General features: G+C 65.9%; 21 protein-coding genes. 16 read left to right on the top strand and 5 right to left on the bottom strand.

The window, feature by feature from the left end; all coding sequences use genetic code 11:
- Nucleotides 1–114 precede the first annotated feature (114 nt).
- On the bottom strand, nucleotides 115–642 hold the full coding sequence (locus tag ACQR1I_RS33440; protein ID WP_434870604.1) for a flavin reductase family protein: 528 nt from the start codon (nucleotides 640–642) through the stop codon (nucleotides 115–117).
- 22 nt (nucleotides 643–664) lie between these two features.
- Entirely contained in the window at nucleotides 665–1909 is a 1245-nt protein-coding gene (styA, locus tag ACQR1I_RS33435) for a styrene monooxygenase subunit StyA (RefSeq protein ID WP_434870605.1), read from the bottom strand.
- Between the two features lie 97 nt (nucleotides 1910–2006).
- On the opposite strand from styA, the gene ACQR1I_RS33430 reads away from it, so the two are divergent.
- Both ACQR1I_RS33430 and ACQR1I_RS33425 read left to right on the top strand, forming a co-directional pair.
- Nucleotides 2007–2912 carry a LysR substrate-binding domain-containing protein gene (locus ACQR1I_RS33430; RefSeq protein ID WP_434870606.1) on the top strand — a complete coding sequence of 302 codons (906 nt, stop codon included), beginning with the start codon at nucleotides 2007–2009 and terminating at the stop codon, nucleotides 2910–2912.
- Between the two features lie 472 nt (nucleotides 2913–3384).
- Nucleotides 3385–4125, top strand: a complete 741-nt coding sequence (locus ACQR1I_RS33425) for a metallophosphoesterase family protein (RefSeq protein ID WP_434870607.1) — start codon at nucleotides 3385–3387, stop codon at nucleotides 4123–4125.
- A 29-nt stretch (nucleotides 4126–4154) separates the two neighbouring features.
- Here the strand turns inward: ACQR1I_RS33425 and ACQR1I_RS33420 are convergent, their stop codons facing one another.
- The gene (locus ACQR1I_RS33420; RefSeq protein WP_434870608.1) at nucleotides 4155–6704 is read right to left on the bottom strand and encodes a penicillin-binding protein 1A; all 2550 of its coding nucleotides are present in this window, start codon (nucleotides 6702–6704) and stop codon (nucleotides 4155–4157) included.
- Between the two features lie 851 nt (nucleotides 6705–7555).
- Here ACQR1I_RS33420 and ACQR1I_RS33415 point away from each other — a divergent pair.
- A complete protein-coding gene (locus ACQR1I_RS33415) occupies nucleotides 7556–9871 on the top strand; it encodes an ATP-binding protein (RefSeq protein WP_434870609.1) in 2316 nt (771 codons plus the stop codon).
- Nucleotides 9872–9888: 17 nt separating this feature from the next.
- Here the strand turns inward: ACQR1I_RS33415 and erpA are convergent, their stop codons facing one another.
- The gene (gene erpA, locus ACQR1I_RS33410; RefSeq protein ID WP_434870610.1) at nucleotides 9889–10230 is read right to left on the bottom strand and encodes an iron-sulfur cluster insertion protein ErpA; all 342 of its coding nucleotides are present in this window, start codon (nucleotides 10228–10230) and stop codon (nucleotides 9889–9891) included.
- A 109-nt stretch (nucleotides 10231–10339) separates the two neighbouring features.
- Here erpA and ACQR1I_RS33405 point away from each other — a divergent pair, with 109 nt between their 5' ends.
- From ACQR1I_RS33405 to surE, 12 genes are all read left to right on the top strand, one after another.
- Nucleotides 10340–11506, top strand: a complete 1167-nt coding sequence (locus ACQR1I_RS33405) for a deoxyguanosinetriphosphate triphosphohydrolase (RefSeq protein WP_434870611.1) — start codon at nucleotides 10340–10342, stop codon at nucleotides 11504–11506.
- An 8-nt stretch (nucleotides 11507–11514) separates the two neighbouring features.
- Nucleotides 11515–13311 (top strand): arginine--tRNA ligase, encoded by a 1797-nt coding sequence (argS, locus tag ACQR1I_RS33400; RefSeq protein WP_434870612.1) that lies wholly within the window; start codon nucleotides 11515–11517, stop codon nucleotides 13309–13311.
- 95 nt (nucleotides 13312–13406) lie between these two features.
- Nucleotides 13407–14951, top strand: a complete 1545-nt coding sequence (locus ACQR1I_RS33395) for an SPOR domain-containing protein (RefSeq protein ID WP_434870613.1) — start codon at nucleotides 13407–13409, stop codon at nucleotides 14949–14951.
- Nucleotides 14952–14993: 42 nt separating this feature from the next.
- Entirely contained in the window at nucleotides 14994–16022 is a 1029-nt protein-coding gene (nagZ, locus tag ACQR1I_RS33390) for a beta-N-acetylhexosaminidase (RefSeq protein ID WP_434870614.1), read from the top strand.
- The gene (locus ACQR1I_RS33385; RefSeq protein WP_172108563.1) at nucleotides 16019–16858 is read left to right on the top strand and encodes a segregation and condensation protein A; all 840 of its coding nucleotides are present in this window, start codon (nucleotides 16019–16021) and stop codon (nucleotides 16856–16858) included. Before nagZ ends, ACQR1I_RS33385 begins: the two co-directional genes overlap by 4 nt.
- Before the next feature lie 19 nt (nucleotides 16859–16877).
- Nucleotides 16878–18029 (top strand): SMC-Scp complex subunit ScpB, encoded by a 1152-nt coding sequence (gene scpB, locus ACQR1I_RS33380; protein ID WP_434870615.1) that lies wholly within the window; start codon nucleotides 16878–16880, stop codon nucleotides 18027–18029.
- Between the two features lie 292 nt (nucleotides 18030–18321).
- Nucleotides 18322–18555: a twin-arginine translocase TatA/TatE family subunit gene (locus ACQR1I_RS33375; protein WP_434870616.1), complete on the top strand. Its 234-nt coding sequence runs from the start codon at nucleotides 18322–18324 to the stop codon at nucleotides 18553–18555.
- Nucleotides 18556–18662: 107 nt separating this feature from the next.
- Nucleotides 18663–19184, top strand: a complete 522-nt coding sequence (tatB, locus tag ACQR1I_RS33370; protein WP_434870617.1) for a Sec-independent protein translocase protein TatB — start codon at nucleotides 18663–18665, stop codon at nucleotides 19182–19184.
- Complete coding sequence (gene tatC / locus ACQR1I_RS33365) at nucleotides 19181–19996, top strand: twin-arginine translocase subunit TatC (protein ID WP_434870618.1); 816 nt, start codon at nucleotides 19181–19183, stop codon at nucleotides 19994–19996. The genes tatB and tatC overlap by 4 nt, the downstream gene beginning before the upstream one ends.
- A gap of 127 nt (nucleotides 19997–20123) precedes the next feature.
- Complete coding sequence (gene serS / locus ACQR1I_RS33360; protein WP_434870619.1) at nucleotides 20124–21455, top strand: serine--tRNA ligase; 1332 nt, start codon at nucleotides 20124–20126, stop codon at nucleotides 21453–21455.
- 100 nt (nucleotides 21456–21555) lie between these two features.
- Nucleotides 21556–21912, top strand: a complete 357-nt coding sequence (locus ACQR1I_RS33355) for a hypothetical protein (protein WP_434870620.1) — start codon at nucleotides 21556–21558, stop codon at nucleotides 21910–21912.
- Between the two features lie 91 nt (nucleotides 21913–22003).
- Complete coding sequence (gene surE / locus ACQR1I_RS33350) at nucleotides 22004–22771, top strand: 5'/3'-nucleotidase SurE (protein WP_434870621.1); 768 nt, start codon at nucleotides 22004–22006, stop codon at nucleotides 22769–22771.
- A gap of 30 nt (nucleotides 22772–22801) precedes the next feature.
- Here surE and ACQR1I_RS33345 read toward each other — a convergent pair whose 3' ends face one another.
- Complete coding sequence (locus ACQR1I_RS33345) at nucleotides 22802–23185, bottom strand: response regulator (RefSeq protein ID WP_434870622.1); 384 nt, start codon at nucleotides 23183–23185, stop codon at nucleotides 22802–22804.
- Between the two features lie 280 nt (nucleotides 23186–23465).
- Here ACQR1I_RS33345 and ACQR1I_RS33340 point away from each other — a divergent pair, with 280 nt between their 5' ends.
- Nucleotides 23466–24113 carry a protein-L-isoaspartate(D-aspartate) O-methyltransferase gene (locus ACQR1I_RS33340; RefSeq protein ID WP_434870623.1) on the top strand — a complete coding sequence of 216 codons (648 nt, stop codon included), beginning with the start codon at nucleotides 23466–23468 and terminating at the stop codon, nucleotides 24111–24113.
- Nucleotides 24114–24195 lie beyond the last annotated feature (82 nt).

Here is a 24195-nt window from a genome sequence, read left to right as displayed (position 1 = left end):
GTCTTCAATGTGACGATGTTTGGCTCACTAAGTCGTCCCGGCGAACCGCTTCAGCTTCTTGCGACGGGCCGGGTGGGCCAGAGCGCGCAGCGCCGCGCCCACCACGCTCCTTGATCAAACACTCCACCCCTCCGCCGGATACGCCAGCGCCTCACTCGGCCTGATCTCCGCTCCCAATCCATTGCGAAACCGGCTGGCGTAGAACGCCAGCGGTAGGCCGTCCTGGTGGTGGCACCAGCGGACTTCGCCGATGAACAGCGTGTGGTCGGCGATCTCCACCGTGCTGACCACCTCGCAGCCGAACTGCGCGATCGCCTGCGGCAGCAGAAAGAAGCCGTCGCGTTCCTCCAGCGCCGGTGCGCCCTGTGCCAGCGGCGTTCCCGCGAAATGCCGGCCGATCGCGACGTCATTGGCCGCGAGCACGTTGACCGCATAGCGGCGCGTCGCGCTCACCGCCTGCCAGGTGCGGCCGCGCTTCAGCGAGATCAGCACTGTCGGCGGCTCCATCGAGACCGTGGTGAAGCTGTTGGCCGTCATGCCGACCGCCACGCCATCGGCGTCGCTGCTCGTCACCACGGTGACACCGGTGGAGAAGCGCGACGCCGCTGCGCGAAAGCTCGCCGGGTCGGCATGATGACTCATGTGCTTCTCCACATCATCGGCCTCACGCCGCAAGCTGCGTTCGCTCGTCGATCCAGGCGTGGATGCGCCGGTCGCTCGCGAGCCGGTCCCATTGCCGCTCCGGATAGTTGAAATTGTCGGTGAACTCGTCGCAGAGCGCGCGGTTCTGCGCCATCGTGACGATCAGCCGTCCCATCGCCTCCGACGGCGGCTGCAGCATCAGGTTGGTCCAGCGCGCAGCCGCGAGCACGCGGTTCTCGCGGGCGCGATCGACGGTCTCGACGAAGCGGTCGTCGAACGCCACGGCGTCGACGATCGCCTTGCCGAGCTCGAACGCCGCATAGGACGCCATGTTGGCGCCCTGGCCCATCATCGGATCGACCACCGAATGCACGTCGCCGAGCGCGATCGCGATCTTGCCGTCGAAGCTGACCGATGAGCGCCGCACCGTCGGCACCACGGCGCCCTGCAAGAGGTCCAGCGGCTGCAGGTCGAAGCGGTGCGTGTCGATCCTGTTGTAGGTGTGCGGATGGTGCTTCTCGAGCTTGTCGAGCATCGTCTGCCGGAAGCCTGTGGGATCGGCATCGTAGTTGAGCGACACCAGCTCGGCCATGTCGCCGCCGGGGATGTTCTCCATCAAGAGCGCCGTCTTCATGCCGCCGAAGGTCAAGGTCGGGATCACGATCATCTCGCCATGCCCGGGCGACACCGACAGCGTGACGCCGCGCGGATCGTCACCGTCAGGGCTGCCGTGATCGACGCCGTCATAGAGGCCGACGCAGAGCAGGCGCTGCGGCTGCTGATAGGGCGACAGCTCCGGTCGGTGGCTGAACATCCGCCCGAGCGCGCCCTTGCCGGTCGACACCACCAGCAGATCGAAGCGCGACACCAGGGCCGGGACGTCATCGTCCTGGATGCTGGCATATTCGATGGTGCCGCCGCGATCCTCGAAATCCTTCATCAGCGCCGGCAGGTAGATCCGGTAGTCGACCGCGCGGCTCGGCTGCTTGAAGGCGCCGCGGAACAGCAGGGGGCTGCCCGGGAAATTGAAGAAGTGATCGTGGTGATAGTAGACGAATTCGGGATCGTCCCAGTGGTTCACCCCGAGCTCGGTCTCGCGCGCCACCGTGATGCCGTGATGCGCCACCGTGTTCATCAACCGCGTCGCAGCATACTGCTCGGGCTCGCGGTCCGTGAGGACTGTCGCCTGGATGCCGTGCTTCTGCAGGTAGAGCGCCAGATGCAGCCCGCCAATGCCGGCGCCGACGATGCCAATCGACTTCTCCATGGGTCTCCCTCCGTTTTGATTTTTGCAGAGGCTAGACCAGTCCTCCCGATCACGTATACGGAATGACAAGAATAAAACTCATTCCAGGGAGGAATGAATGGACCGGATCGACGCGCTGCAGACCTTCATCCGGGTCATGGAGGCCGGCAGCTTCACCCAGGCCGCTGCCGATCTCGGCCTGGGCCAGCCGGCCATCACCAAGCGCATCGCGCTGCTGGAGGAGCAGTTCGGCTGTCGCCTGTTCGTGCGCACCACGCGAAAGCTGCGCCCGACCGCCGAGGCGGATCGCGTGCTCAAGCTCGCCAAGGACATCGTCACCCTGTTCGAGAGCGCGGGCGTGCCGTCGCCGAAGCGCGTCGGCGCGCCCTCCGGCACCCTGCGGATGACGGTGCCGACCTCGTTCGGCCGCACCTTCTTCGCCGACATTTTCGCGGAATACGGCCGACGCTATCCTGAGGTGCGGCTCGACATCCGCTTCACCGAGCAGTTCGTCGACCTCGTCGAGACCGGCACCGAGCTCGCGATCCGCATCGGCGTGCTCTCATCGAGCTCGCTGGTCGCGCGCCGCGTCGGCACGGTGAGGCGGCTGCTGGTGGCGGCGCCGACGCTGCTTGCGCGTCACCGCGCACCGCGGCTGCCCAACGATCTGCGCCAGCTGCCCTGCGTGACCTATTCGCGGCTGTCGCCGAAGAACGAATGGAGCTTCGAATCCGAGACCGGCCGCCACGTCGTCGGCATCACGCCCTCGCTCACCTGCGACGACGCCGACATCATGGCCCTGGCCGCGCTGGAGGGCCTCGGCGCCGCCGTGCTGCCGGACTGGTGCGCGGTCCGACACATCGCATCGGGCAAGCTGATCCACCTGCTGCCGGACTACGACGTCCCGTCATTGCCGCTCCACGTCGTCTATCCCGACCCGCAATGGATGTCCCACCGCGCGAGACTGTTTCGCGACCTGATCATCGAGCGCGCGGATGTGTTTGCGATTGGTACGCCGCAGTGAGAAGATTATAGCAACGGTCGAATTCGCGACCGACGCGCGAGCGGTGCGAGTAAATGCGCCCTCTCCCCTTGTGGGAGAGGGCATGTAGGACAGTGCAGCGAACTCGGTTGGGTGAGGGGTATCTATCCGGTTGCGTCGCTCGTGGAGAGATACCCCTCACCCAAGCGAGTACGTAGATGAGCCGGTGATGCCCTCTCCCACAAGGGGAGAGGGCGCGGTATCTTGCAGCGGTGCGCTCAGCTGTGTCCAGCGTGAACCAGGTCTCGATGGTGGGCACGCGGCCGCCTGCGGCGCCCGCTTTGCCCACCCTACGTTTTCGCTTTGGCCACTGGCATCTCCGCCGTCATTGCGAGCGAAGCGACGCAATCCAGGGGCAGAGCAGGGACTCTGGATTGCTTCGCTCGCAATGACGAGGATGCTAGAGTATCGCCTCAAGCGACTGACTTGAGACGGGATTGCGAGGGAGACGACGATGCGGCTGGCGGTGATGTCCGACGTGCATGGCAATCTGCCGGCGCTGGAGGCTGTTCTTGCCGACGTCAGGACCCGCGGCGTCGATGCCACCGTCAACCTCGGCGACTGCGTGACCAGTCCGCTCTGGCCGCGCGAGACGTTCGAGCTGCTGCAATCGCTGTCGCTGCCGACCGTGCGCGGCAACCACGACCGCTGGATCGAGGAGTATCCCGAGGAGAAGCTGTCGCCGGCCGGCCGCTTTGCGCGGGCGGCGCTGAACGCCGAGCAGCGCCGCCAGTTGCATGCGCTGCCGGCGCGCATTGTGCTGGAACAGGGCATCCTTGGCGTTCACGGCACGCCCGACGATGACAGCGCGTGCCTGCTTGAAGAAATGCTCGACGACGGCCGCTATGTCGCGGCGCGCCGCGACGTGCTGGCCTCGCGGCTCGTCAATCTCGGCGGCGCCACCTTGGTGCTGTGCGGCCACAGCCACCGGCAGGCGGTGGTGCAGGTGCCGCGCGGTCCCCTGGTGGTCAATCCCGGTAGCGTCGGCTGCCCGGTGTTCGGCGACATCCCGGTCGCCGCCCAGCTCGAATATCGCTCGCCGCACGCGCGCTACGCCGTGCTGACCGAGCGCCGCGGCCATTGGCAGGCCGAGCTGTTTGCGCTGGCTTACGATTGGGATCGCGCTGCGGCGCGCGCGCTCGAGAACGGCTTTCCGCACTGGGCCGGCGCCTACGCCTCCGGCGCCGTGATCTGAGCTTCGTCCGCCGCGCACGGCGCTGATGGTCAGTAGAGCCCGCCGGTCACCTGCATCACTGCGCCCGAATTCGCCGGATTGGCGGGGAGCCGGTTCGGATCGTTGTCCGCCTGCGCCGAATAGTCGTCCGGCGGCGCGGTGCCTGGTTTGAACGGTTCGAGGATGACGCTGCTGGTCTGGCCGGGAACGGCACGCATGCCGGTCTTGGCATCGACGCGAACCAGCTTGATGCCGGCCGGCATCTTGAACGGCGTGGCCGGCTTGTCGGCGATCGCGAGCTTCAGGAAATCCCGGGCCACGGGGGCTGCGATCCGCGCCGCCTGTGCGGTCTTGCCGAGGCTGCGCGGTTTGTCGTAGCCGATGTAGAGGCCGACGACGAGATCCGGGGAGAAGCCGACGAACCATACGTCCTTCGCTTCGTTGGTGGTGCCGGTCTTGCCGGCGATCGGCTTGCCAACCTCCTTCAGGGCGACTGCGGTGCCGCCCTGCACGACGCCTTCCATCAGCTCCGTGATCTGGTACGCGGTCAGGCTGTCCAGCACCTGCTCGCGGCGATCCACCAGTTGCGGCTCTGGCTGATTGTGCCAGCCTTCCGGCGCCTCGCAGCCGCGGCACTCCCGGCTGTCGTGCCTGAAGATGGTGCGGCCGTAGCGATCCTGGATCCGGTCGATCAGCGTCGGCTTCACGCGGCGGCCGCCGTTGGCGATCATCGCATAGGCCGACACCATGCGCATCACCGTCGTCTCGCCGGTGCCGAGCGAGTAGGAGAGATAGTTCGGGACGTCGTCATAGATGCCGAAGCGCCGCGCATATTCGGAGATCAGGGGCATGCCGACATCCTGCGCGAGCCGCACGGTCACCGTGTTCAGCGACAATCTCAGCGCATTGCGCAGCGTCGTCGGCCCGAGATATTTGCCGCTGGTGAAATCCTCCGGACGCCAGACCTCGTTGCCCTGGCCCTGGTCGATCTCGAGCGGCGCGTCGACGATCATGCTCGACGGCGTGTAGCCGTTGTCGAGCGCGGCCGAGTAGACGATCGGCTTGAAGGTCGAGCCGGGCTGCCGGTAGGCCTGCGAGGCGCGGTTGAACTGGCTCTGATCGTAGGAGAAGCCGCCGACCATGGCGACCACGCGGCCGGTGTTCGGCTCCATCGCGACCATCGCCCCCGACACTTCCGGAAGCTGCTCCAGACGATATTGGCCGTCGACCGCCTTGCCCTCCTTGAACAGCGGATCGACATAGATCACGTCGCCCGGCTGCAGCACCTGCGAAACGGTGGTGGGGGTCTTTCCGCTTCTCGGACCGGCGACGGGCCGCGCCCATCTGACGCCATCGAGCGAGATCAGCGCGGTCTGGCGCTCCTTGCTGACGGCGCCGAATTCGCGCGACGGCTGAAAGCCGATGCGCGCGGACTGATCCGACACCTCCAGCACGACGGCCATCCGCCAGGGCGAGATGTCGCTCAGCGATTTCACCTCGGCTACTCGCGCGCCCCAGTCTCCGGAGATGTCGAGCTTGCTAACCGGGCCGCGATAGCCTTGCTCCTGGTCGTATCGCACCAGGCCCGCGACCAGGGTCTTGCGCGCCATCACCTGCATCTTCGGGGCGAGCGTGCTGTGCACGGACAGGCCGCCCTCATACAGCTTCTTCTCGCCGTAGCGCTCGAGCAGGTCGCGGCGGGTCTCCTCGGCGAAGAACTCGCCGGCGAACGTGTGGGCGTTGGCGGCGTGGCTGGTCAGCGTAATCGGCTCCCGGCGCGCGGTGTCCGCGTCGGCCCTGGTGATCAAGCCATTTTCGAACAGGCGGTCGACCACGTAGTTGCGGCGCTCGATGGCACGGTCACGATTGCGCACCGGGTGCAGGCTGCCCGGCATCTTGGGCAGCGCCGCGAGATACGACGCCTCGGCGATCGTCAGCTCGTTGACCGACTTGTCGAAATAGGACAGGGCGGCAGCCGCGATGCCATAGGAGCCGGAGCCGAGATAGATCTCGTTGAGATAGAGCTCGAGGATCCGATCCTTGGAATATGTCTGCTCGATACGCAGGGCGAGCAGGGCCTCCTTGATCTTGCGATTGAGCGAGACCTCGTTGGTCAGAAGGAAGTTCTTCGCGACCTGCTGGGTGATCGTCGACGCCCCCTGCGGCCGGCGCGTCGAGCCAAGATGCTGCACATAGGTAACGGCCGCGCGCGCCATGCCGGAGAAGTCGAGTCCGCCGTGCTGGTAGAAGTTCTTGTCCTCGGCGGAGATAAACGCGTTGATCACGAGCTTCGGAATCGCCTGGATCGGCAGATAGAGCCGGCGCTCCCGCGCATACTCGCCGAGCAGCGACCCATCCGCGGCGTGTACGCGGCTCATGACGGCCGGCTCGTAGTCCTGAAGCTGGGAATAGTCGGGCAGGTCTTGCGAGAACTTCCAGATCAGGCCGGCGACGCCGGCTCCGGCGATCAGAAACAGGATGGCACCGGTGGCAAAGAAGAAGCCGAAGAAACGCAGCAGGCCCCGCTTGGGTGTGGGTCTGTTTGCGCGGCGTGCCGGTCGTCGCGGCCGCGCCGAGTCATGGCGTCCAGTTACGGTCATGGTGTCCCGTCGGAAGCGATCAGCGGCAGGCCGTGCCGTCATGGCACGAGGTAACCCGCCCCGGGTGTTGAATTACCATGTGATCAACGGCCAAAGTGAGGCTCGCATCGGCGCGCGGTCTCGTTGCAGCGCGGCGCGCGATCGCTGGACCAGCCGCTGCGCGGCTAGGCAATTTTCTTTCGCAATCTCAACGGGACATGGTCTGTCCAGTCCTGTCGCGAAAAATATTCCGATTTCGTTTTTACGGAAAATGTGGTTCTCTGCCATGGTCCCGCCTCGGCACGAGGGGCGTATCGCGATCGTCATGACACGCGGGGTGGGATGCGGTGGGCGCTTTGGGTCGCAGCATGGCTTCTGTCGTGCCGACGAACGACACGAGGCGCACGTCGAAAACGTATGGTCCTGGCATCTCGACGCTGATGCTACGCCGGTGGTGATGATGATCTGCCGGTCACGGGGGCAAGACAGCCGATCCCCGGGGAGAGTACGCATAAGACGTAAGGCCATCGCGCAGGGAATGCCGGATGACCGGCTGGACCTGTGGTGACTGCCGCCTGCTTTTTTTCTGCAGGCGGGCCATGGGTTGCGGCCAGCACCCGGCATTCCCTGCGCCCTCGTCTTTGAAGAGGGTGACATCGAGATGCAGACCTCGGGCGGATCACGCCGCGAGAACGTGGTTCTGCGCCCAAACGGCAGTGGCGCGCGTCGAGAGCGCGGCGTGCAGGTGCCGATGGATGGCCAGGCACTGGGCCCGACATCTTCGTCCCGTACTTCTACGGGGAGGGCAATTAACGCGGCTGAAGCAGCACGTCGTGCATGGCAGGAGATCACAAGGAAGGTTCTGCGCCGTCATGATGTGGCCTGGAAATCCCGCGGGCTCGAAGCGAGCCGCAAGCGCCGGTCCGCTCGGCGCATTCTTTCTTTGGCTGGGCGGATTCGGGGCCATCGCGGCGCTCGACGACGACTCGCTGACGGAGCGCGATCGCAGGCGCATCCGGGCCCGGCAGATCGATGCCGTGGCACGGCTGGTCCCGGTGACCATCGGCATCAACTTCGCCAACGCCGCCATCATTCTCGGCGTGTTCTGGAACAAGGTTTCCAATCTGTTTCTGTTCGCCTGGGGAACGGCCATCGTGGTGGCAGGGGCCATGGCGCTGCGTGGCTGGTGGCGCGCGCGTCAGTCGCCGCCGCAGGAGGCGTCGGAGCGCGGCATTCGCCGCATGACCCTGCAGGCGTTCTTCCTATCGGCCACCTGGGGCTCGCTGCCGCTCATCGTGATGCCGCAGGTCGACGCGCAGTTGCAGATCATCGTCGGCTCGCTGATGACCGGCATGATCTCAGGCGGCGCCTTCGCGATGTCGAGCGTGCCGCGCGCCGGATTGACCTACACCTGGACCATGATGGCGGCTTCGGTCGCGTCGCTGTTTCTCTGCGGCGGTCAGATCTATCTCGTCCTTGTGATCTTCCTGTTCCTGTACACCTCGTTCATGGTGCGGCACCTCGTGTCGCACGGCAACGTGTTCCTGGAGAACCTCAAGGCGCAGATCCGCCACGAACGGCAGAACGAGACGATCTCGCTGCTGCTCAAGGAATTCCAGGAGAACGCGTCGAGCTGGCTGTGGCAGACCGATGCGGAGGGCCGGCTGATCGATGCGCCGCAGCGCTTCGCCGACGTCGCCCAGCTGCCGCTCGATCAGCTCAAGGGCGAGCGGCTCGTCGACACGCTCGAATATCTCTGCCCGACCGACACGGCGACGCTTGCGACCTTTGCCGATCGCATGAAGCGGCGGCTGTCGATCCCGGAGATCTTGATCCACGTCGTGGTGGCCGGCGGCGAACGTCGGCGCTGGGCGCTGACCGCGCGGCCGGCGCGCGACTATGACGGCAAGTTCGCCGGCTATCGCGGCTTCGGGCGTGACGTCACCGAACGCTGGCGCGCCGAGCAGGCGGAGGCCGAGAGCCGCGCCAAGTCGGACTTCCTGGCGATGATGAGCCACGAGATCCGCACCCCGATGAACGGCGTGCTCGGACTCGCCTCGACGCTGCTGGAGACCAAGCTCGATCCGGAGCAGCGTCACGCGGTCATGACGATCCGCGAATCCGGCGACAATCTGCAGCGCATCCTCAACGATATCCTCGACCTGTCGAAGCTCAATGCCGGCAAGCTCGAATTCGAGTCGGTGGATTTTTCGCCCGCAGCCTTGGTCGAAGCCGTCACGGCGATCATGGGCGTCAATGCGAAATCGAAGAGCCTCCTGGTCAACGCCGACATCGACCAGAAGCTGCCGCCGGCGCTGAAGGGCGACGTCGCGCGCATCCGCCAGGTGCTGATCAACCTCGCCTCGAACGCGGTGAAGTTCACCGAGCGCGGCGGCGTGACCATTGCCGTAAGCTGTACGTCGCGCCAGCACGACGTGGCGACGATCGAATGGCGGGTGTCGGACACCGGCATTGGCATTCCGGCCGACCGCGTCGGCAAGCTGTTCACTGAATTCGCCCAGGCCGACGCCTCGATCAACCGCCGCTTCGGCGGCACCGGGCTCGGGCTTGCGATCTCCCGCCGCATCATCGAGCAGATGGGCGGCACGATCGCGGTGTCGTCGGTGGCGGGCGAGGGCTCGACGTTCCGCTTCAGCCTGACCTTGCCGTGGAGCGACAAGCAGATCTCGGATCAGCGTGGCGATCGTGTCGGCGCCGGCGACCTCAAGGCCCGGATCGAGGCGCTCGGCCGTCCGTTGCGCGTGCTGATCGCGGAGGACGACGCCACCAACCGCATGGTGGTCTCGAAGATGCTGCAGGAATTCGAGATCGACAAATGCATCGTGCCGGATGGCGTGCAGGCGGTGAAGGCGGCGGCCGAACAGGAGTTCGATCTCGTCCTGATGGACGTCCGCATGCCCGAGATGGACGGCATCACCGCGACCCGAACGATCCGTGGCAAGGGCGGCCGGCTCGCCGAATTGCCGATCATCGCGCTCACCGCCAACGCCTTCCCCGACGACATCAAGCAGTGCCGCGAGGCCGGCATGAGCGACTTCCTCGCCAAGCCCTTGCGCAAGCCGGCCATGGTGGCGGCGATGCTGAAGGCGATCGGTCCGGCCGCGCCGCGGGTGGAGGCGCCGAGTCTTGCGCCGTCCGATGGCGCGGCGGCGACGGCCCAGGTCTGAACAGGACGGAGGAGGGGCTAGACCGAGAAGCTGGTGCCGCAGCCGCACGAGGCGGTGGCGTTGGGATTGTTGATCCGGAACGAGGCGCCCATCAGGTCGTCGACGAAATCGACCTCGGAGCCGGCGAGGAACGGCACCGATGCCGGATCGACCAGCACCACGGCGCGGTCGCGCGCGATGACCAGGTCATCCTCGGCCTTGGCGCGGTCGATGTCGAACTTGTACTGGAAGCCGGAGCAGCCGCCGCCTTCGACCGAGATGCGCAGCATGGCGCCTTCGGTCTCCTTGCCGAGGATCTCGCCGATGCGGCGGGCGGCGCGTTCGCTGATGGTGACGGGGGTGGTCGTGGCTGCGGTCATCACCAAGGGGCTCCTGAAGCTCATCATGCCCTATTCATTTGGTGTCGGGCACTCCCCATAGTTAAGTGGGCTCCGTCGAGGAATCAAATCTCAAAGGGAACAATCGCCCGTGTCGGTCGGAATGGCTGCCCCCCGTGCTCCTTATTCCTGCGATCCCGATCGCAGCCGGGGCCGGCTGGTCGCCGAGCCGCCGTCGCGGACCCGCAGCCCGTTCCGGCGGGATTGCGACCGGGTGATCCACTCCACCGCCTTCCGCCGGCTGAAGCACAAGACCCAGGTGTTCGTCTTCCACGAGGGCGACCACTACCGCACCCGCCTGACCCATTCTTTGGAAGTGGCCCAGATCGCCCGCGCGCTCGCCCGCCAGTTCGGCCTTGACGAGGATCTCACCGAGACCCTGGCGCTGGCGCATGATCTCGGCCACCCGCCGTTCGGCCATGCCGGGGAGCGGGCGCTGAACCGCTGCATGGAAGCGCATGGTGGCTTCGACCACAATGCCCAGACCTTGCGCATCGTCACGACCTTCGAGCAGCGCTATCCGGATTTCGATGGCCTCAACCTGACCTGGGAATCGCTCGAAGGCATCGTCAAGCACAACGGCCCGTTGCAGCAGCCGATCCCGAGCGGAATCGCCGAGTTCAACGCCCGCTTCGATCTCGAGTTCTGGAGCTATGCCTCGCTCGAGGCGCAGGTCGCGGCCCTTTCCGACGACATCGCCTACGATGCACACGACATCGACGACGGCCTGCGCGCCGGCCTGTTCACCGTCAACGATCTGCGCGACGTTCCGCTGCTCGCGGCCATGATCGAGGAGATCGACCGCCACTATCCCCGCCTTGACGACAGCCGGCGGGGCGCGGAGCTGGTGCGGGAGCTGATCTCCTACCTGATCGCCGCGGTGGCCGCGGAAACTCAGCGCCGAATCGAGCGCGCGCAGCCGGTGTCGCCGCATGACGTGCGCCGGCACGCCGGGCCGCTGGTGGCGTTTCCGGCCGACGTCGCCGAGCACGAGGCGACGATCAAGCGGTTTCTCTGGAAGCACATGTATCGGCACGAGCGGGTGATGCGGGTGATGCGCGATGCCGAACGCATCGTCGCCGACCTGTTCGGCCGCTATCAGGACGATCCCGCATCCCTGCCGGCCGGATGGCTGGAGGGGGCCGACGGCGACGGGGAGCGGGCCCGCCGCATCGGCCATTTTATCGCCGGAATGACGGACCGTTTCGCCTTAACCGAGCACCACCGTCTTTTTGACTCGACCCCGGATTTGCGTTAGGCGGCCACATGCTCGAACAAGCTCCCCATCTTCATTTGTTCGCCGACGTGCTGGCGCGCGTGCACGCGATCTGCGCTGCGCTCGCCAAGGAAGACAACTGGCCCGACGGCATCGACGTCTCGCGCGTGGTGGTCGAACCGCCGCGCGATCCTACCCATGGCGACATGGCCACCAACGCCGCGATGGTGCTGGCCAAGGAGGCCAAGGCGAAGCCGCGCGATCTGGCCGAACAGATCGCCGAGCGCCTGCGCGCCGATGAGCTCGTCGCCAAGGTCGACATCGCCGGTCCCGGCTTCATCAACCTGACGCTGCAGCCCGCGGTGTGGTCAAAGGCCCTGGCTACCATCCTGCGCGAAGGCGCGGATTATGGCCGGGTCGCCCCGGTGCCGGGCGCGCCGAAGGTCAACGTCGAGTACGTCTCGGCCAACCCGACCGGACCGATGCATGTCGGGCATTGCCGCGGCGCCGTGTTCGGCGATGCGCTGTGCAGCCTGCTGCAGTTCGCCGGTCATGACGTCACCCGCGAGTACTACATCAACGATGCCGGCGCGCAGGTCGACGTGCTCGCACGCTCGGCCTTCCTGCGCTATCGCGAGGCTCTCGGCGAGGACATCGGCGCTATACCGGAAGGCCTGTATCCCGGCGACTATCTGAAGCCGGTCGGGCACGCGCTCGCCGCCGAGCATGGCGCCAAGCTGAAGGCGATGCCCGAATCGGAGTGGCTTCCGATCGTACGAACCAAGGCGATCGCGATGATGATGGCCGAGATCAAGGACGATCTCGCCGCGCTCAACATCAGGCACGACGTGTTCTTCTCCGAGCGGTCGCTGATCGATCAGGGCAACAACAAGGTCGCCGAGACGATCGATTTCCTGCGCCAGCGCGGTGATGTCTATCTCGGACGTCTGCCACGGCCGAAGAGCGCGGCTGTCGAGGATTGGGAAGACCGCGAGCAGGAGCTGTTTCGGGCCACTGCCTACGGCGACGACGTCGATCGGCCGCTGATCAAGTCGGACGGCACCTACACCTATTTCGCTTCCGACATCGCCAACCACCGGCACAAGTTCGAGCGCGGCTTTGCCGATCTGATCGACGTGTTCGGTGCCGATCATGGCGGCTACATCAAGCGCATGCAGGCGGCGGTGAAGGCGGTGACCGCCGCGCAGGCGACGCTCGACGTCAAGGTCGTGCAGATGGTCAAGCTGCTACGCAATGGCGAGCCGGTGAAGATGTCGAAGCGCTCAGGCGACTTCGTCACCCTGCGGGAAGTTGTTGATGAAGTTGGGCGCGATGCTGTCCGCTTCATGATGCTTTATCGCAAGAACGACGCCGTGCTCGATTTCGACCTCGCCAAGGTGATCGAGCAGTCGCGCGACAATCCCGTGTTCTATGTCCAGTATGGCCACGCCCGCGGACATTCGATCTTCCGCAACGCCCGGGAGAGCCTTCCGGACCTGCCGGAGGAGGAGGGGGCGCGGCTTACCTATCTGGGCCGGGCAAACCTGGAAAAACTGTCCGACCCGGCCGAACACGACCTCTTGAAACGCCTGGCGCTGTACCCACGTACGGTGGAGAGCGCGGCCGCGGCACACGAGCCGCACCGGATCGCCTTCTACCTCTATGAACTTGCAAGCGAATTTCACGCCCTCTGGACCAAGGGGCGGGATTTGCCCTATTTACGCTTCATTATCGATGATGATGCAGAATTGACCAAGGCACGTTTGGCCATGGTTCAGGGCGTCGTCTCGGTACTGGCGTCGGGACTTGCGATCTTGGGCGTTAATGCTCCTGATGCAATGCGCTGATTGGGGGAAACACGCGACTTCAGTTGGGGGCCTCAATCTGGCAGGGTCCGCCTTAGGACGCATGTGCGGATCACCCGCAGGGACGCTTCATTACGATGGCTGATCGTTACCAGGACAGACCCTTTCCCGCTGATGGTTTTGGCCGTGGTGGAAACCAGCAGGCCGATGCCGATCCGCTGGCGGAGCTTGCCCGCCTGATCGGACAGAATGACCCCTTCGCCGCATCCGGCCGCGCCACGCCCCAGGCAGCGCCGCGGGCGCCTGCGCGTCCGGCTGCCCCGGACCCGTCGGCCGGAATGCCGCCGGGTGGCCCTCCGACGTGGATGCAGCGGACCAATACGCCGCAGCCGGCCGCAGCCAACCCGTTCGCCGACATGGGTCAGCAGCAGGCGGCCCAGCCGCCGGCGTATCCGGCCGATCTGCAGGATCCGCGCGGACGCGAACCGGATTTTCCCCAGCAGGATTTCGCGCCGGCACCGCCGCGCCAGCAGCAGGGCTATCCGAACGGCGAATTCGCGGACCAGCTCTCGAAGCTCGATTACAGCGTCGGCGAGTCGCGGCACCGCTTTGCCGAGAATGACGCCAATTACGACGACAACGAGCAGGATTCGTCGCGCTACGACGACGCGCTGTTTGGCCAGATGGGCGGCCAGCAGGGCTACCAGGGCGACAACGAGTTCCAGGACGGCCAGTACGGCTACCAGGACGGTTACGACGAGGGTGAGGAAGAGGAGCGGCCGCGGCGTCGCAGTGGAATGAGCACGGTCCTGGCGGTATTGACGCTGGCCGTGGTCGGCACCGGCGGCGCCTATGGCTACAAGACCTACATCTCCGCGGGCCGTACCGGCGAGCCGCCGATCATCCGTGCCGACAATACGCCGACCAAGATCATGGCGCAGCAGGATCCGACGCCGAAGGTGCCGGACCGCCTGTTGGGCAATGATGGCGGCGAGCGGATGGTGTCCCGCGAGGAGACGCCGATGGACGTGAACGCGAACGTCCGCGGCGGCAATCCGCGCGTCGTGTTCCCGCAGACCAATCAGAACGCGGCACCGCCCGCGGCAAACATGATGGGCAGCGGCATGCCCACCCAGATGGCAAATGCCAACGGCACGCTGCCGAACAGCGATCCGCGCCCGATCAAGACGCTGTCCGTGACCGGCGGCAATCAGCCGGGGGCTGATCCGGGTGCTGCGGCGATGGCCAATCCGCCTCCGACCAAGCCGATGAAGGGCAAGAAGTCGGCTGCCAACGCCAACGCGTCGGCCAATCCGCCGGCCGACAGTCCGATGCCGATTTCGCCGCAGCCGGCCGCGCCTGCAACGGCGCCGGCGCGCATCGCAGCGGCGGTTCCGGTGACGGAGCAGACGATGGGCGGCGCCACCGGGGGGTACCTGGTGTCGATCTCGTCGCAGGCCAGCGAGGCCGAGGCGATGTCGTCGTACAAGGCGGTGCAGGACAAGTACGGCGCGGTGCTCGGCAAATACGAGCCGATCATCAAGCGGATGGATCTGGGCGACAAGGGCGGCGTCAAGTACCGCGCGGCCGTCGGCCCCTTCGCGACGAAGGAAGAGGCCAACAAGATGTGCGGGACGTTGAAAACTGCCGGCGGACAGTGTTTCCCGTTTAGCAACAATTAAGGCTTGCTTGACCGACCCCAAGGCGGGGTCTATGCGGCCCGCATGACCATGCGGGCTTTCATTACCGGCATCTCCGGCCCTGACCTCACCGAAGCCGAGCGCGCGTTCATCCGCGAAGCGAAGCCGTGGGGCTTCATCCTGTTCAAACGTAACGTCCAGTCACCCGCTCAAGTGACTGCACTCGTTCAGGAATTGCGCAATTGCGCTGGCAGCGCCGCCGCCCCCGTGCTGATCGACCAGGAAGGCGGACGGGTGCAGCGGCTGGGTCCGCCGCACTGGCCGGCCTATCCCGCGGGCGCCGTCTTCGACCGCCTCTACGACCTTGATTCGGCCGCGGGCCTGCGCGCCGCCTGGCTTAGCGCCCGCCTGATCGCCGACGATCTGAGCCAGCTGGGGATTACGGTCGACTGCCTGCCGCTGGCCGACGTCCCCGTCGCAGGCGCGGATGCTGTCATCGGGGATCGGGCCTATGGCACGGCGCCGGCCAAGGTGGCGGCGATTGCCCGAGCGGTGACGGAGGGGCTGGAGCAGGGCGGGGTGCTGCCGGTGCTCAAGCACATTCCCGGGCACGGCCGCGCCACTGCCGACAGTCACCTTCGGCTCCCGACGGTGGATACCCCGGAAGCCGAGCTCGACGCGACCGATTTCGCCGCCTTCCGGCCGCTCGCCGACCTGCCGATGGCGATGACTGCACATGTTGTGTTTAGCGCGATCGACGCCGCCCATCCGGCCACGACTTCTGCGACAATGATCCAGCGGGTGATTCGCGAACGGATCGGGTTCCAGGGTTTGTTGATGAGTGATGACGTGTCCATGAACGCACTGGACGGCTCGGTCGCCGAGCGCACGCGCGCGATCGTCGCGGCGGGCTGCGACATGGTCCTGCATTGCAACGGCAAGCTCGACGAGATGCAGGCCGTCGCCGCCGAGACGCCGGAGCTGGCCGGCCAGGCCTTGATCCGCGCCGATCGCGCGCTTGCTGCGCGCAAGGCACCCACGGGCTTCGACCGCAGCGCCGCACGCGCCGAGTTGGACGCCCTGATCAACCGGCTGGGACCCGCGAGCGCATGACCGCTGAAATTCTGTCGTTTGAAACCGGCCGTCCCACGACGGAGCTGGCCGAAGCCGAACCGGCATTGGTCGTCGACGTCGAGGGCTATGAAGGCCCGCTCGACCTGCTGCTCGCGCTGGCTCGGCAGCAGAAGGTGGACCTCGCCAAGATCTCGATCCTGGCGCTCGCCGACCAGTATCTCCAGTTCATCGAGGCCGCGCGCAAGATCCGGCTGGAGCTCGCCGCCGACTATCTCGTCATGGCGGCTTGGCTCGCGTTCCTGAAGTCGCGCCTGCTGCTGCCCGAGCCGCCGGCCCAGGAAGGACCGAGCGCCGAGGAGATGGCGACGGCGCTCGCCAACCGGCTGCGCCGGCTGGAGGCGATCCGCGAGGCTGCCAACCGGCTGATGAACCGGCCGCAGTTCCAGCGCGACGTGTTCCCGCGCGGCAATCCGGAGCAGATTGCCGAGGTCCGCCACCCCAAGTTTACCGCGACCCTGTTCGACCTGCTGTCGGCCTACGCCATTCAGCGTCAGTCGCGCGTCGTCACCTCGGTGCACATGGCCAAGCGCACCGTGTGGTCGCTGGCCGAGGCGCGCGCCTCCCTCGAACGCCTGGTCGGCATGACCGAGGTGTCGGACGATTGGGGATGCCTCGACGACTACCTGCTGGACTACGTCGTCGAGCCGGCACAGAAGGCCACCGTCTTCGCATCGAGCTTTGCGGCCGTGCTGGAACTGGTCCGCGAAGGCAAGCTCGAGCTGAACCAGAAGCAGGCGTTCGCGCCGCTGTATTTTCGTAAGCGTCCACCGAACCAGCCCGGCGCCATGGCTGCGCCGGACTTGACGGTTGAGTAACGAAGAAGGAGACCCTGCCATGGCAAGCTTGGCGGAACTGCGCATGGAAGAGCCCGACGAGATCGCGGCGAACGAGCCCGAGGTGCGCCCCGAAGAGTTGCGCATCCTTGAGGCTCTGCTGTTCGCTGCGGCCGAGCCGCTCGAGCAGGCGACGCTTGCCAAGCGGATGCCTGACGGTGTCGACATCAAGGCCGCGCTGGCGCAGCTGCAGGCGGAATACGCCACCCGTGGCGTCAACCTCGTGCGTGTCGCCAACAAGTGGACGTTCCGCACCGCCGGCGATCTCGCCTGGCTGATGACGCGCGAGAGCACCGAGACCCGCAAGCTGTCACGCGCCGCGATCGAGGTGCTGGCCATCGTTGCGTATCATCAGCCGGTGACCCGTGCCGAGATCGAAGAGATCCGCGGCGTCGTGACATCGAAGGGCACGCTCGACGTGCTGCTGGAGACCGGCTGGATCAAGCCGCGTGGGCGTCGCAAGACCCCCGGCCGGCCGCTGACTTTCGGCACCACCGATGCGTTCCTGGGCCAGTTCAGCCTGGAGACGCTTGGTGATCTGCCGGGCCTGGAAGAGCTGAAGGGCACAGGCCTGTTGGATTCGCGCCTGCCCACCGGCTTTACCGTTCCGACGCCCTCCGACGATCCGACGCTCCGCGAGGACGAGGAGCCGCTGGATCCGGGCGATCTCGATCTGGCGCTCGCGCCGGCGGTCGAGGCCGAGCCAGGCGAAGCCGAGGGCGCAGACGCGGAATCGTCCGACGCGGGAGCGGCAGTCGGGGAAGCCGGCTTCGTTGAGACCGGTGTCATCGAAACGCTGACTGAAACCGCAGAGGCGGGAGCAGTAGAGGCCGAGGCGGGCGTTCTGGACGACGAGGCGACGTCGCAGCTTGCCGTCGGCGATCTGGAGGTCTCGACGTCCGTTGCGAAGGACGAGGTCGTCGAGACGACTCTCGCGGTCCAGGAGTTGCTCATCGAGGAGCTCGAGGTCGAGGAACTCCTCGATGAGCAGGATGATGAGCCTGTGGCCGAGCTGGTCGATCTCTCGGCCGAAGCCGAGGATCAGGCTGAAGCTCAGGTCGAGCAAGCCACCGAAGCCGAACGCGATGCCGACGCCGCGGATGACGAGGGCGACAGCGATACCGACGAGGACGGTTCGTCGCACCGGGAATAGCGGAAGGAACGGCTCCCTTGGCGCCGTTAACACTCGCGTTATTACGTAGGTCCGCCCGCGATTTGGCGGACCTTAAGTGCTTGTTTTTGGGGGCGCTGACGCCTACCTTCCGGCCAGATCGGGCTCTCCGCGCGCCGCTTTCGGCTGATTGCCGCCTTGGTTCAGGTTGCTGTTTCGCAATCGAATGCTAGAAGCGAAGTGTCGCGGGCAAGTCCATGGATATGGCGCGGTTTCGGCGGTAGCGTCGACGGCAGTCGCTGGACGGCTGCAAGGGTGTTTGGAGGGTTGCAGGATGGGTTCGCTTAGCATTTGGCACTGGATCGTCGTGATCGGCGTCGTCCTGCTGTTGTTCGGGCGCGGCAAGATCTCCGACCTCATGGGCGACGTCGCGCAGGGCATCAAGGCCTTCAAGAAGGGCATGCAGGACGACGACAAGGCGCCGGAGAAGACCGAGCCGGTCAAGTCGATCGACCATGGCGCGACGCCCTCGGCCACCCGCACGGATGTCGGCAGCAAGGCCGTTTGATCTGCGCTAAACGGCGCGGGCGGCGCGCGCTCCCGCAACCCCGGAACCTGCTCGGACGCGTTGGGCAGGGCGGGATCAAGAGCGTCGTCGCGTAGGCGGATTGGTACATGTTCGATATCGGCTGGAGTGAGCTGCTCGTGATTGGGGTCGTCGCGCTCATTGCGATCGGCCCCAAGGAGCTTCCCGGCGTCCTGCGCATGGTCGGGCAGTGGATGGGCAAGGCCCGCCGCATGGCCTCCGAATTCCAGGGCCAGTTCCAGGAAGCCATGCGCGAGGCCGAGATGGCCGACCTCAAGAAGAGTTTTGACGAGGTGAAGGAGGCTGCGAGCGGCTTCTCCCCGTCGGGCATGATGTCCTCGCTGCAGCGCGACGTCGACAAGGCCTTGGACATCGAGGGCGTGGACAGGCCTGCCGAGCCGGCTGCGCCTGCATCGGACAGTGTTGCCGTGTCCCCCGAGCCCGTCGTGATCCCCACCACCCCCGAGCCAGCGCGCGCCGAGACCTTCATGGAAGCCGAGACGCATCAGGCCACCGGCGAGCCGCTGGCCATCGTGCGCGAGATCAAGCCCGAGCCGCCGGCTGAAGCGCCGGCCGAGGCGGAGCGTCTGAAGGACGCCAAAGCGTCATGAGTGCCGAGGATATCGAGGCCAGCAAGGCCCCGTTGATGGACCACCTGATCGAGCTGCGGTCGCGGCTGATCAAGGCGCTGGTCGGCTTCGGCTTGGCCTTCATCTTGTGCTTCCTGTTCGCCAAGCAGATCTACAACATCCTGGTGCTGCCGTTCGTGTGGGTGGCCGGGCCGGAGAACAGCAAGTTCATCTACACGCAGCTGCTCGAATATTTCATCACGCAGCTCAAGCTTGCAATGTTCGGCGCCGGCTTCTTGTCGTTTCCGATCATCGCGACGCAGATCTACATGTTCGTGGCGCCTGGCCTCTACCGCCACGAGCGCAATGCGTTTCTGCCGTATCTGATCGCGACCCCCGTGTTCTTCGTCCTCGGCGCCATGCTGGTCTATTTTGCGGTGTGGCCGATGATCGTTCGCTTCTCGCTCGGCATGCAGCAGCTTGGTGGGCCCGAGACGGCGCAGATCGCGCTGATGCCCAAGGTCGGCGAATATCTGTCGCTGATGATGTCGCTGATCTTCGCCTTCGGCATCGCCTTTCAGCTCCCGGTGATCCTGACCCTGCTCGGCCGGATCGGCATCGTCACCTCGAAGATGCTGAAGGAGAAGCGGCGCTATTTCATCGTGATCGCCTTCATCATTGCGGCCGTGCTGACCCCGCCGGACGTGCTCAGCCAGGCCTCGTTGGCGCTCCCGCTGATGGCGCTCTACGAGGGTGCGATCATCGCCGTGGGCTTCGTCGAGAAGCAGGCGGCTGCGGCCAAAGCCGGCTCGTCGTCCGGCTCCGGGAATCTGCCGACCAATCCTTCGGAATAAGGCGATCAGGGCGACCGGGACTGTTCGGGGCCCTGTTCCCATCGGCGGCCATTCGCGGTAGTGCAAGCGCGCCCGCTTCTGCCGCGGCGACTCGCCCCTGTCTTTTCGTTCCCAGGACCGAACGACCATGCACGACATCAAATCGATCCGCGACAATCCGCAAGGTTTCGATGCGGCGCTGACGCGCCGGGGTCTGTCGCCGTTGTCGTCGCAACTGCTCGCCATCGACGAGCGGCGGCGAGCGGCGATCCTGGCGTCCGAGCAGGCGCAGGCCCGCCGCAACGCCGCCTCCAAGGAGATCGGCGAGGCCAAGAAGGCCAAGGACGACGCACGCGCGTCGGCGCTGATGGACGAGGTCGCCAAGCTGAAGACAACGATGCCGGACCTCGAGGCGGCTGCGAAGCAGGCCGACGAGGAACTGGCGCGCGAATTGTCCGCCATTCCGAACCTGCCGCTCGACGAAGTCCCTGACGGCAAGGATGAGCGCGACAATGTCGAGCGCCACGTGTTCGGCGCCAAGCGCAACTACGCGTTCGCGCCGAAGCCGCATGACGATATCGGTACGGGCCTCGGCACGATGGACTTCGAGTCGGCGGCGAAGCTGTCGGGCGCGCGGTTCGTCGTTCTGAAGAAGGGACTGGCACGGCTCGAGCGTGCGCTCGGTCAGTTCATGCTCGACCTGCACACGACCGAGCACGGCTACACCGAGATCAACCCGCCGCTACTGGTGCGCAACGACGTCATGTTCGGCACCGGCCAGTTGCCGAAATTCGAGGACGACCAATTCTGGGCGGTGAAGGGCGAACTGCTCGTCTCGCCCGATGAGCGGCTGAAGACCGAACGGCTCGGCCTGATCCCGACTGCGGAGGTCGCGCTCACCAACCTCGTGCGCGAATCGATCGTCGACGAGAAGGAGCTGCCGATGCGGCTCACGGCGTTGACGCCGTGTTTCCGCGCGGAAGCCGGGGCGGCCGGCCGCGACACCCGCGGCATGATCCGGCAGCACCAGTTCACCAAGGTCGAGCTGGTGTCGATCACCACGCCGGAGACCAGCAAGGACGAGCATGAGCGCATGCTCGCCTGCGCCGAGGAGGTGCTGCGCCGGCTCGATCTGCACTACCGCGTCATCACGCTGTGCACCGGCGACATGGGATTCTCGTCGCAGAAGACCTACGACATCGAGGTCTGGATGCCGGGGCAGGGCGATGGCGGCGCCTTCCGCGAGATCTCGAGCTGTTCGGTGTGCGGCGACTTCCAGGCCCGCCGCATGGATGCGCGCTACCGCGCCAGCGATGGCAAACCGCGCTTCGTGCACACATTGAACGGCTCCGGCACGGCCGTGGGCCGAGCGCTGATCGCGGTCATGGAGACCTATCAGCAGGCCGACGGCTCGATCGCCGTCCCCGACGCGTTGCAGCCCTACATGGGCGGCCTCAAGGTCGTTGCCGCGGAGCCATAGGGCCGCGGCAAATGTCATCGGCGGCGGTCGTTTGCTTGCGTGGCGAACGCTGGGCCCTATCCTCGGGTCTGTTCAGCAATCGCTCTCAGACACCGGCACCATGGCCCTGCATCGGGACATCTTCTGGATTGGACGGCAATGGGCGGTCACCGCCGCCGGTATCCAGGCCATCGACCAGCGCCTGAAGGGCACGTTCGACATCGATCGCACGAGGGTGTGGAGCGATGGTCTCGCCAAGCCGCTGCTCGATCAGCCCTGGTTCAACGCGGCCGATTTCGACAAGGCGCTGAGCGTTGCGCGGGGACGGTTTCCGGCGGCGGCGCCGGCCGAGCCCGAGCAGCCGCCGCCGGCCTGTCCTGCTGCTTCCGAAGCCTCCGCAACGTCCTCCAGCTCGCTCGAGCTCGGCACGCAGGGCCAGCTCGCGCGGTTCCTGCCGCAGTGGCGCATTCGGCGTTGAAGCGGCCGATCGAGGCGCGGTGCGGTGGGTTTGCCTCGATGCTGCGCAGCGGATAAGACACCCGGACATCGGATCGAACGGGAAGATGGGCATGCGGATTCTCTGCACGAATGACGACGGGATTCACGCTCCGGGCCTGAAGGTGATCGAGGAGATCGCGCGCGCTCTGTCCGATGACGTCTGGATCGTGGCACCCGAGCTCGACCAGTCCGGCGTGTCGCATTCGCTGTCGCTCAACGATCCGCTGCGCCTGCGCGAAGTCGGTCCGCGGCACTTCGCCGTGCGGGGAACGCCGACCGACTGCGTCATCATGGGCGCCCGCCACATCCTGGGGACCAAGCTGCCCGACGTCGTGCTGTCAGGCGTCAACAAGGGCCGCAACGTCGCCGAGGACGTGGTCTATTCCGGTACCATCGCCGGCGCGCTGGAAGGCACCATCCTGGGGCTGCCGTCATTCGCGCTGTCGCAGGAGTTCAGCATCGCCACGCGCGACAAGCCGTCCTGGGACACCGCGCTCAAGTTCGGGCCGCAGATCGTGCGCAAGGTGCTGGCCGCCGGGGTGCCGAAGAACACCGTGATCAACGTCAACTTCCCGTCCTGCGCGCCGGATGAGGTCCGCGGCATCGTCGTCACCCGGCAGGGCAAGCGCAATCTTGGCTTCCTGAAGGTCGACGAACGCCGCGATGGCCGCGGCAATCCGTATTTCTGGATCGGCTTCGACCGCGCCGCGGCGCTGGATGTGCCCGACGAGGGCACGGATCTCGCGGCTCTGGCGGCCCACTATGTGTCGGTCACGCCGCTGCGCCTGGACCGCACCGACGAGAGCTTTTCGGGGAAGCTCGGCGAGATCCTCGGCTAGACTCCCGTCCCAGGGACTAGCCTTGTGAAACTAGCTTTGCGGCTCCGCGCTCCGCAACGCGTGGTCGATCGCCTTGCTCAGCGTCTCCAGCTGAAATGGTTTCTGCAGGGCAGGCCGGTCGCGATACTCCTCCGGCAGCCCTGACGAGCCGTAGCCGGTTGCAAAGATGAAGGGGCGGTTGCGGGCCTTGATCACATCGGCCACCGGCGAGATCACCTTGCCGTTGACGTTGACGTCGAGAATCGCGACGTCGAAATAGGTGCTCTCCGCCAGCCGCATCGCCTCGCCGATCTCGCCGGCCTCGGCGGCGACGGTGTAGCCGAGCTCTTCGAGCATGTCGGCCACCATCATCCTGATCATGACTTCGTCTTCAACCAGAAACACGGAGCCGCGCGGCGGCCGTGGTGCAGTCATGATGTCAGTCCTTGCCCAATACGCGACTTCGACGCTCGCAAATAACGGCTTACCGCGCAACGTCAACAGCGCCGTTCTCGTGTGTCAGCGCCTGGCGGCGCGGGCAAAATCGCCCGCAAAGTAAACGAGGTCGACGCCCGCTGGTTCCTGGCGAGGAGCGAATTTCTGTGACTCCTCGTGGTCTGGCCGCCATCGCTACAGTGGGTCTTGCCAATATTCGCTGCGCAAGGTGCTGAGGATGCTCTAGATTGGATCGAGGTGAACCACCCGAAACGGCGCAATGCCCCCGACCGCTCCGCCCGAAAAGATGATGTTTCAGCTGACCCTGCGCCGCCGCGGGATCAGTGACCAAGCGGTGTTGCGCGCGATGGAGGAGGTGCCGCGGGAAGAGTTCGTGCTCTCGGCCGACCGTCCCGACGCCTACCGCGACAGCGCCATGGCGATCGCCTGCGGGCAGACCATCAGCCAGCCCTTCGTGGTCGCCTATATGACCGAGCAGCTCAAGCTGCAGAAGACCCACCGCGTGCTGGAGATCGGCACCGGCTCGGGCTACCAGGCCGCGATCCTGTCCCGGCTGGCGGCCAACGTCCTGACGGTCGAGCGTTTCCGGACCCTGGCCGACAAGGCGCGGAAGCGGCTGGAGAAGCTCGACTGCTTCAACGTCGAGGTGATGCTCGGGGACGGCTACGCGCTGCCGCCCGGGATCGGCCAGTTTGACCGCATCATCGTCACGGCTGCGATGGACCAGATCCCGCAAAGCCTGCTCGACCTGCTTCAGCCGGACGGTATCCTGATCGCGCCCGTTGGGCCCCATCACGGGGTCCAGACGCTGGTCAGGGTCACCAGGAGCGGCGATCGCTTTGATCGCAAGGAGCTCGTGGACGTGCGTTTTGTGCCGGCAATTCCGGGGATTGCGCGCGAACTTTGAGGGACCGGATCAGCAGGCCCGACAACGCTTTATTCGCGGCTTAAGCGCTTATTTACCGCGGCTGTGTTTACTCGAATTCGTT

Source organism: Bradyrhizobium sp. HKCCYLS2038 (assembly GCF_051167655.1).
In the GTDB taxonomy this organism is placed as follows: Bacteria; Pseudomonadota; Alphaproteobacteria; order Rhizobiales; family Xanthobacteraceae; genus Bradyrhizobium.
Note: the sequence above shows the minus strand (reverse complement) of the source record. Positions and strands in the feature narration are given on the sequence as shown.

What these genes read in the sequence shown, in the direction of transcription:
- ACQR1I_RS33355 (WP_434870620.1), top strand. Translation starts at nt 21,556, where the DNA reads ATGGCCCTGCATCGGGACATCTTCTGGATTGGACGGCAATGGGCGGTC.
- tatC (WP_434870618.1), top strand. Translation starts at nt 19,181, where the DNA reads ATGAGTGCCGAGGATATCGAGGCCAGCAAGGCCCCGTTGATGGACCAC.
- ACQR1I_RS33385 (WP_172108563.1), top strand. Translation starts at nt 16,019, where the DNA reads ATGACCGCTGAAATTCTGTCGTTTGAAACCGGCCGTCCCACGACGGAG.
- ACQR1I_RS33340 (WP_434870623.1), top strand. Translation starts at nt 23,466, where the DNA reads ATGCCCCCGACCGCTCCGCCCGAAAAGATGATGTTTCAGCTGACCCTG.
- ACQR1I_RS33430 (WP_434870606.1), top strand. Translation starts at nt 2,007, where the DNA reads ATGGACCGGATCGACGCGCTGCAGACCTTCATCCGGGTCATGGAGGCC.
- serS (WP_434870619.1), top strand. Translation starts at nt 20,124, where the DNA reads ATGCACGACATCAAATCGATCCGCGACAATCCGCAAGGTTTCGATGCG.
- ACQR1I_RS33420 (WP_434870608.1), bottom strand. Translation starts at nt 6,704, where the DNA reads ATGACCGTAACTGGACGCCATGACTCGGCGCGGCCGCGACGACCGGCA.
- surE (WP_434870621.1), top strand. Translation starts at nt 22,004, where the DNA reads ATGCGGATTCTCTGCACGAATGACGACGGGATTCACGCTCCGGGCCTG.
- ACQR1I_RS33440 (WP_434870604.1), bottom strand. Translation starts at nt 642, where the DNA reads ATGAGTCATCATGCCGACCCGGCGAGCTTTCGCGCAGCGGCGTCGCGC.
- nagZ (WP_434870614.1), top strand. Translation starts at nt 14,994, where the DNA reads ATGACCATGCGGGCTTTCATTACCGGCATCTCCGGCCCTGACCTCACC.
- ACQR1I_RS33395 (WP_434870613.1), top strand. Translation starts at nt 13,407, where the DNA reads ATGGCTGATCGTTACCAGGACAGACCCTTTCCCGCTGATGGTTTTGGC.
- ACQR1I_RS33345 (WP_434870622.1), bottom strand. Translation starts at nt 23,185, where the DNA reads ATGACTGCACCACGGCCGCCGCGCGGCTCCGTGTTTCTGGTTGAAGAC.
- styA (WP_434870605.1), bottom strand. Translation starts at nt 1,909, where the DNA reads ATGGAGAAGTCGATTGGCATCGTCGGCGCCGGCATTGGCGGGCTGCAT.
- ACQR1I_RS33425 (WP_434870607.1), top strand. Translation starts at nt 3,385, where the DNA reads ATGCGGCTGGCGGTGATGTCCGACGTGCATGGCAATCTGCCGGCGCTG.
- argS (WP_434870612.1), top strand. Translation starts at nt 11,515, where the DNA reads ATGCTCGAACAAGCTCCCCATCTTCATTTGTTCGCCGACGTGCTGGCG.
- tatB (WP_434870617.1), top strand. Translation starts at nt 18,663, where the DNA reads ATGTTCGATATCGGCTGGAGTGAGCTGCTCGTGATTGGGGTCGTCGCG.
- erpA (WP_434870610.1), bottom strand. Translation starts at nt 10,230, where the DNA reads ATGACCGCAGCCACGACCACCCCCGTCACCATCAGCGAACGCGCCGCC.
- ACQR1I_RS33375 (WP_434870616.1), top strand. Translation starts at nt 18,322, where the DNA reads ATGGGTTCGCTTAGCATTTGGCACTGGATCGTCGTGATCGGCGTCGTC.
- ACQR1I_RS33415 (WP_434870609.1), top strand. Translation starts at nt 7,556, where the DNA reads ATGATGTGGCCTGGAAATCCCGCGGGCTCGAAGCGAGCCGCAAGCGCC.
- scpB (WP_434870615.1), top strand. Translation starts at nt 16,878, where the DNA reads ATGGCAAGCTTGGCGGAACTGCGCATGGAAGAGCCCGACGAGATCGCG.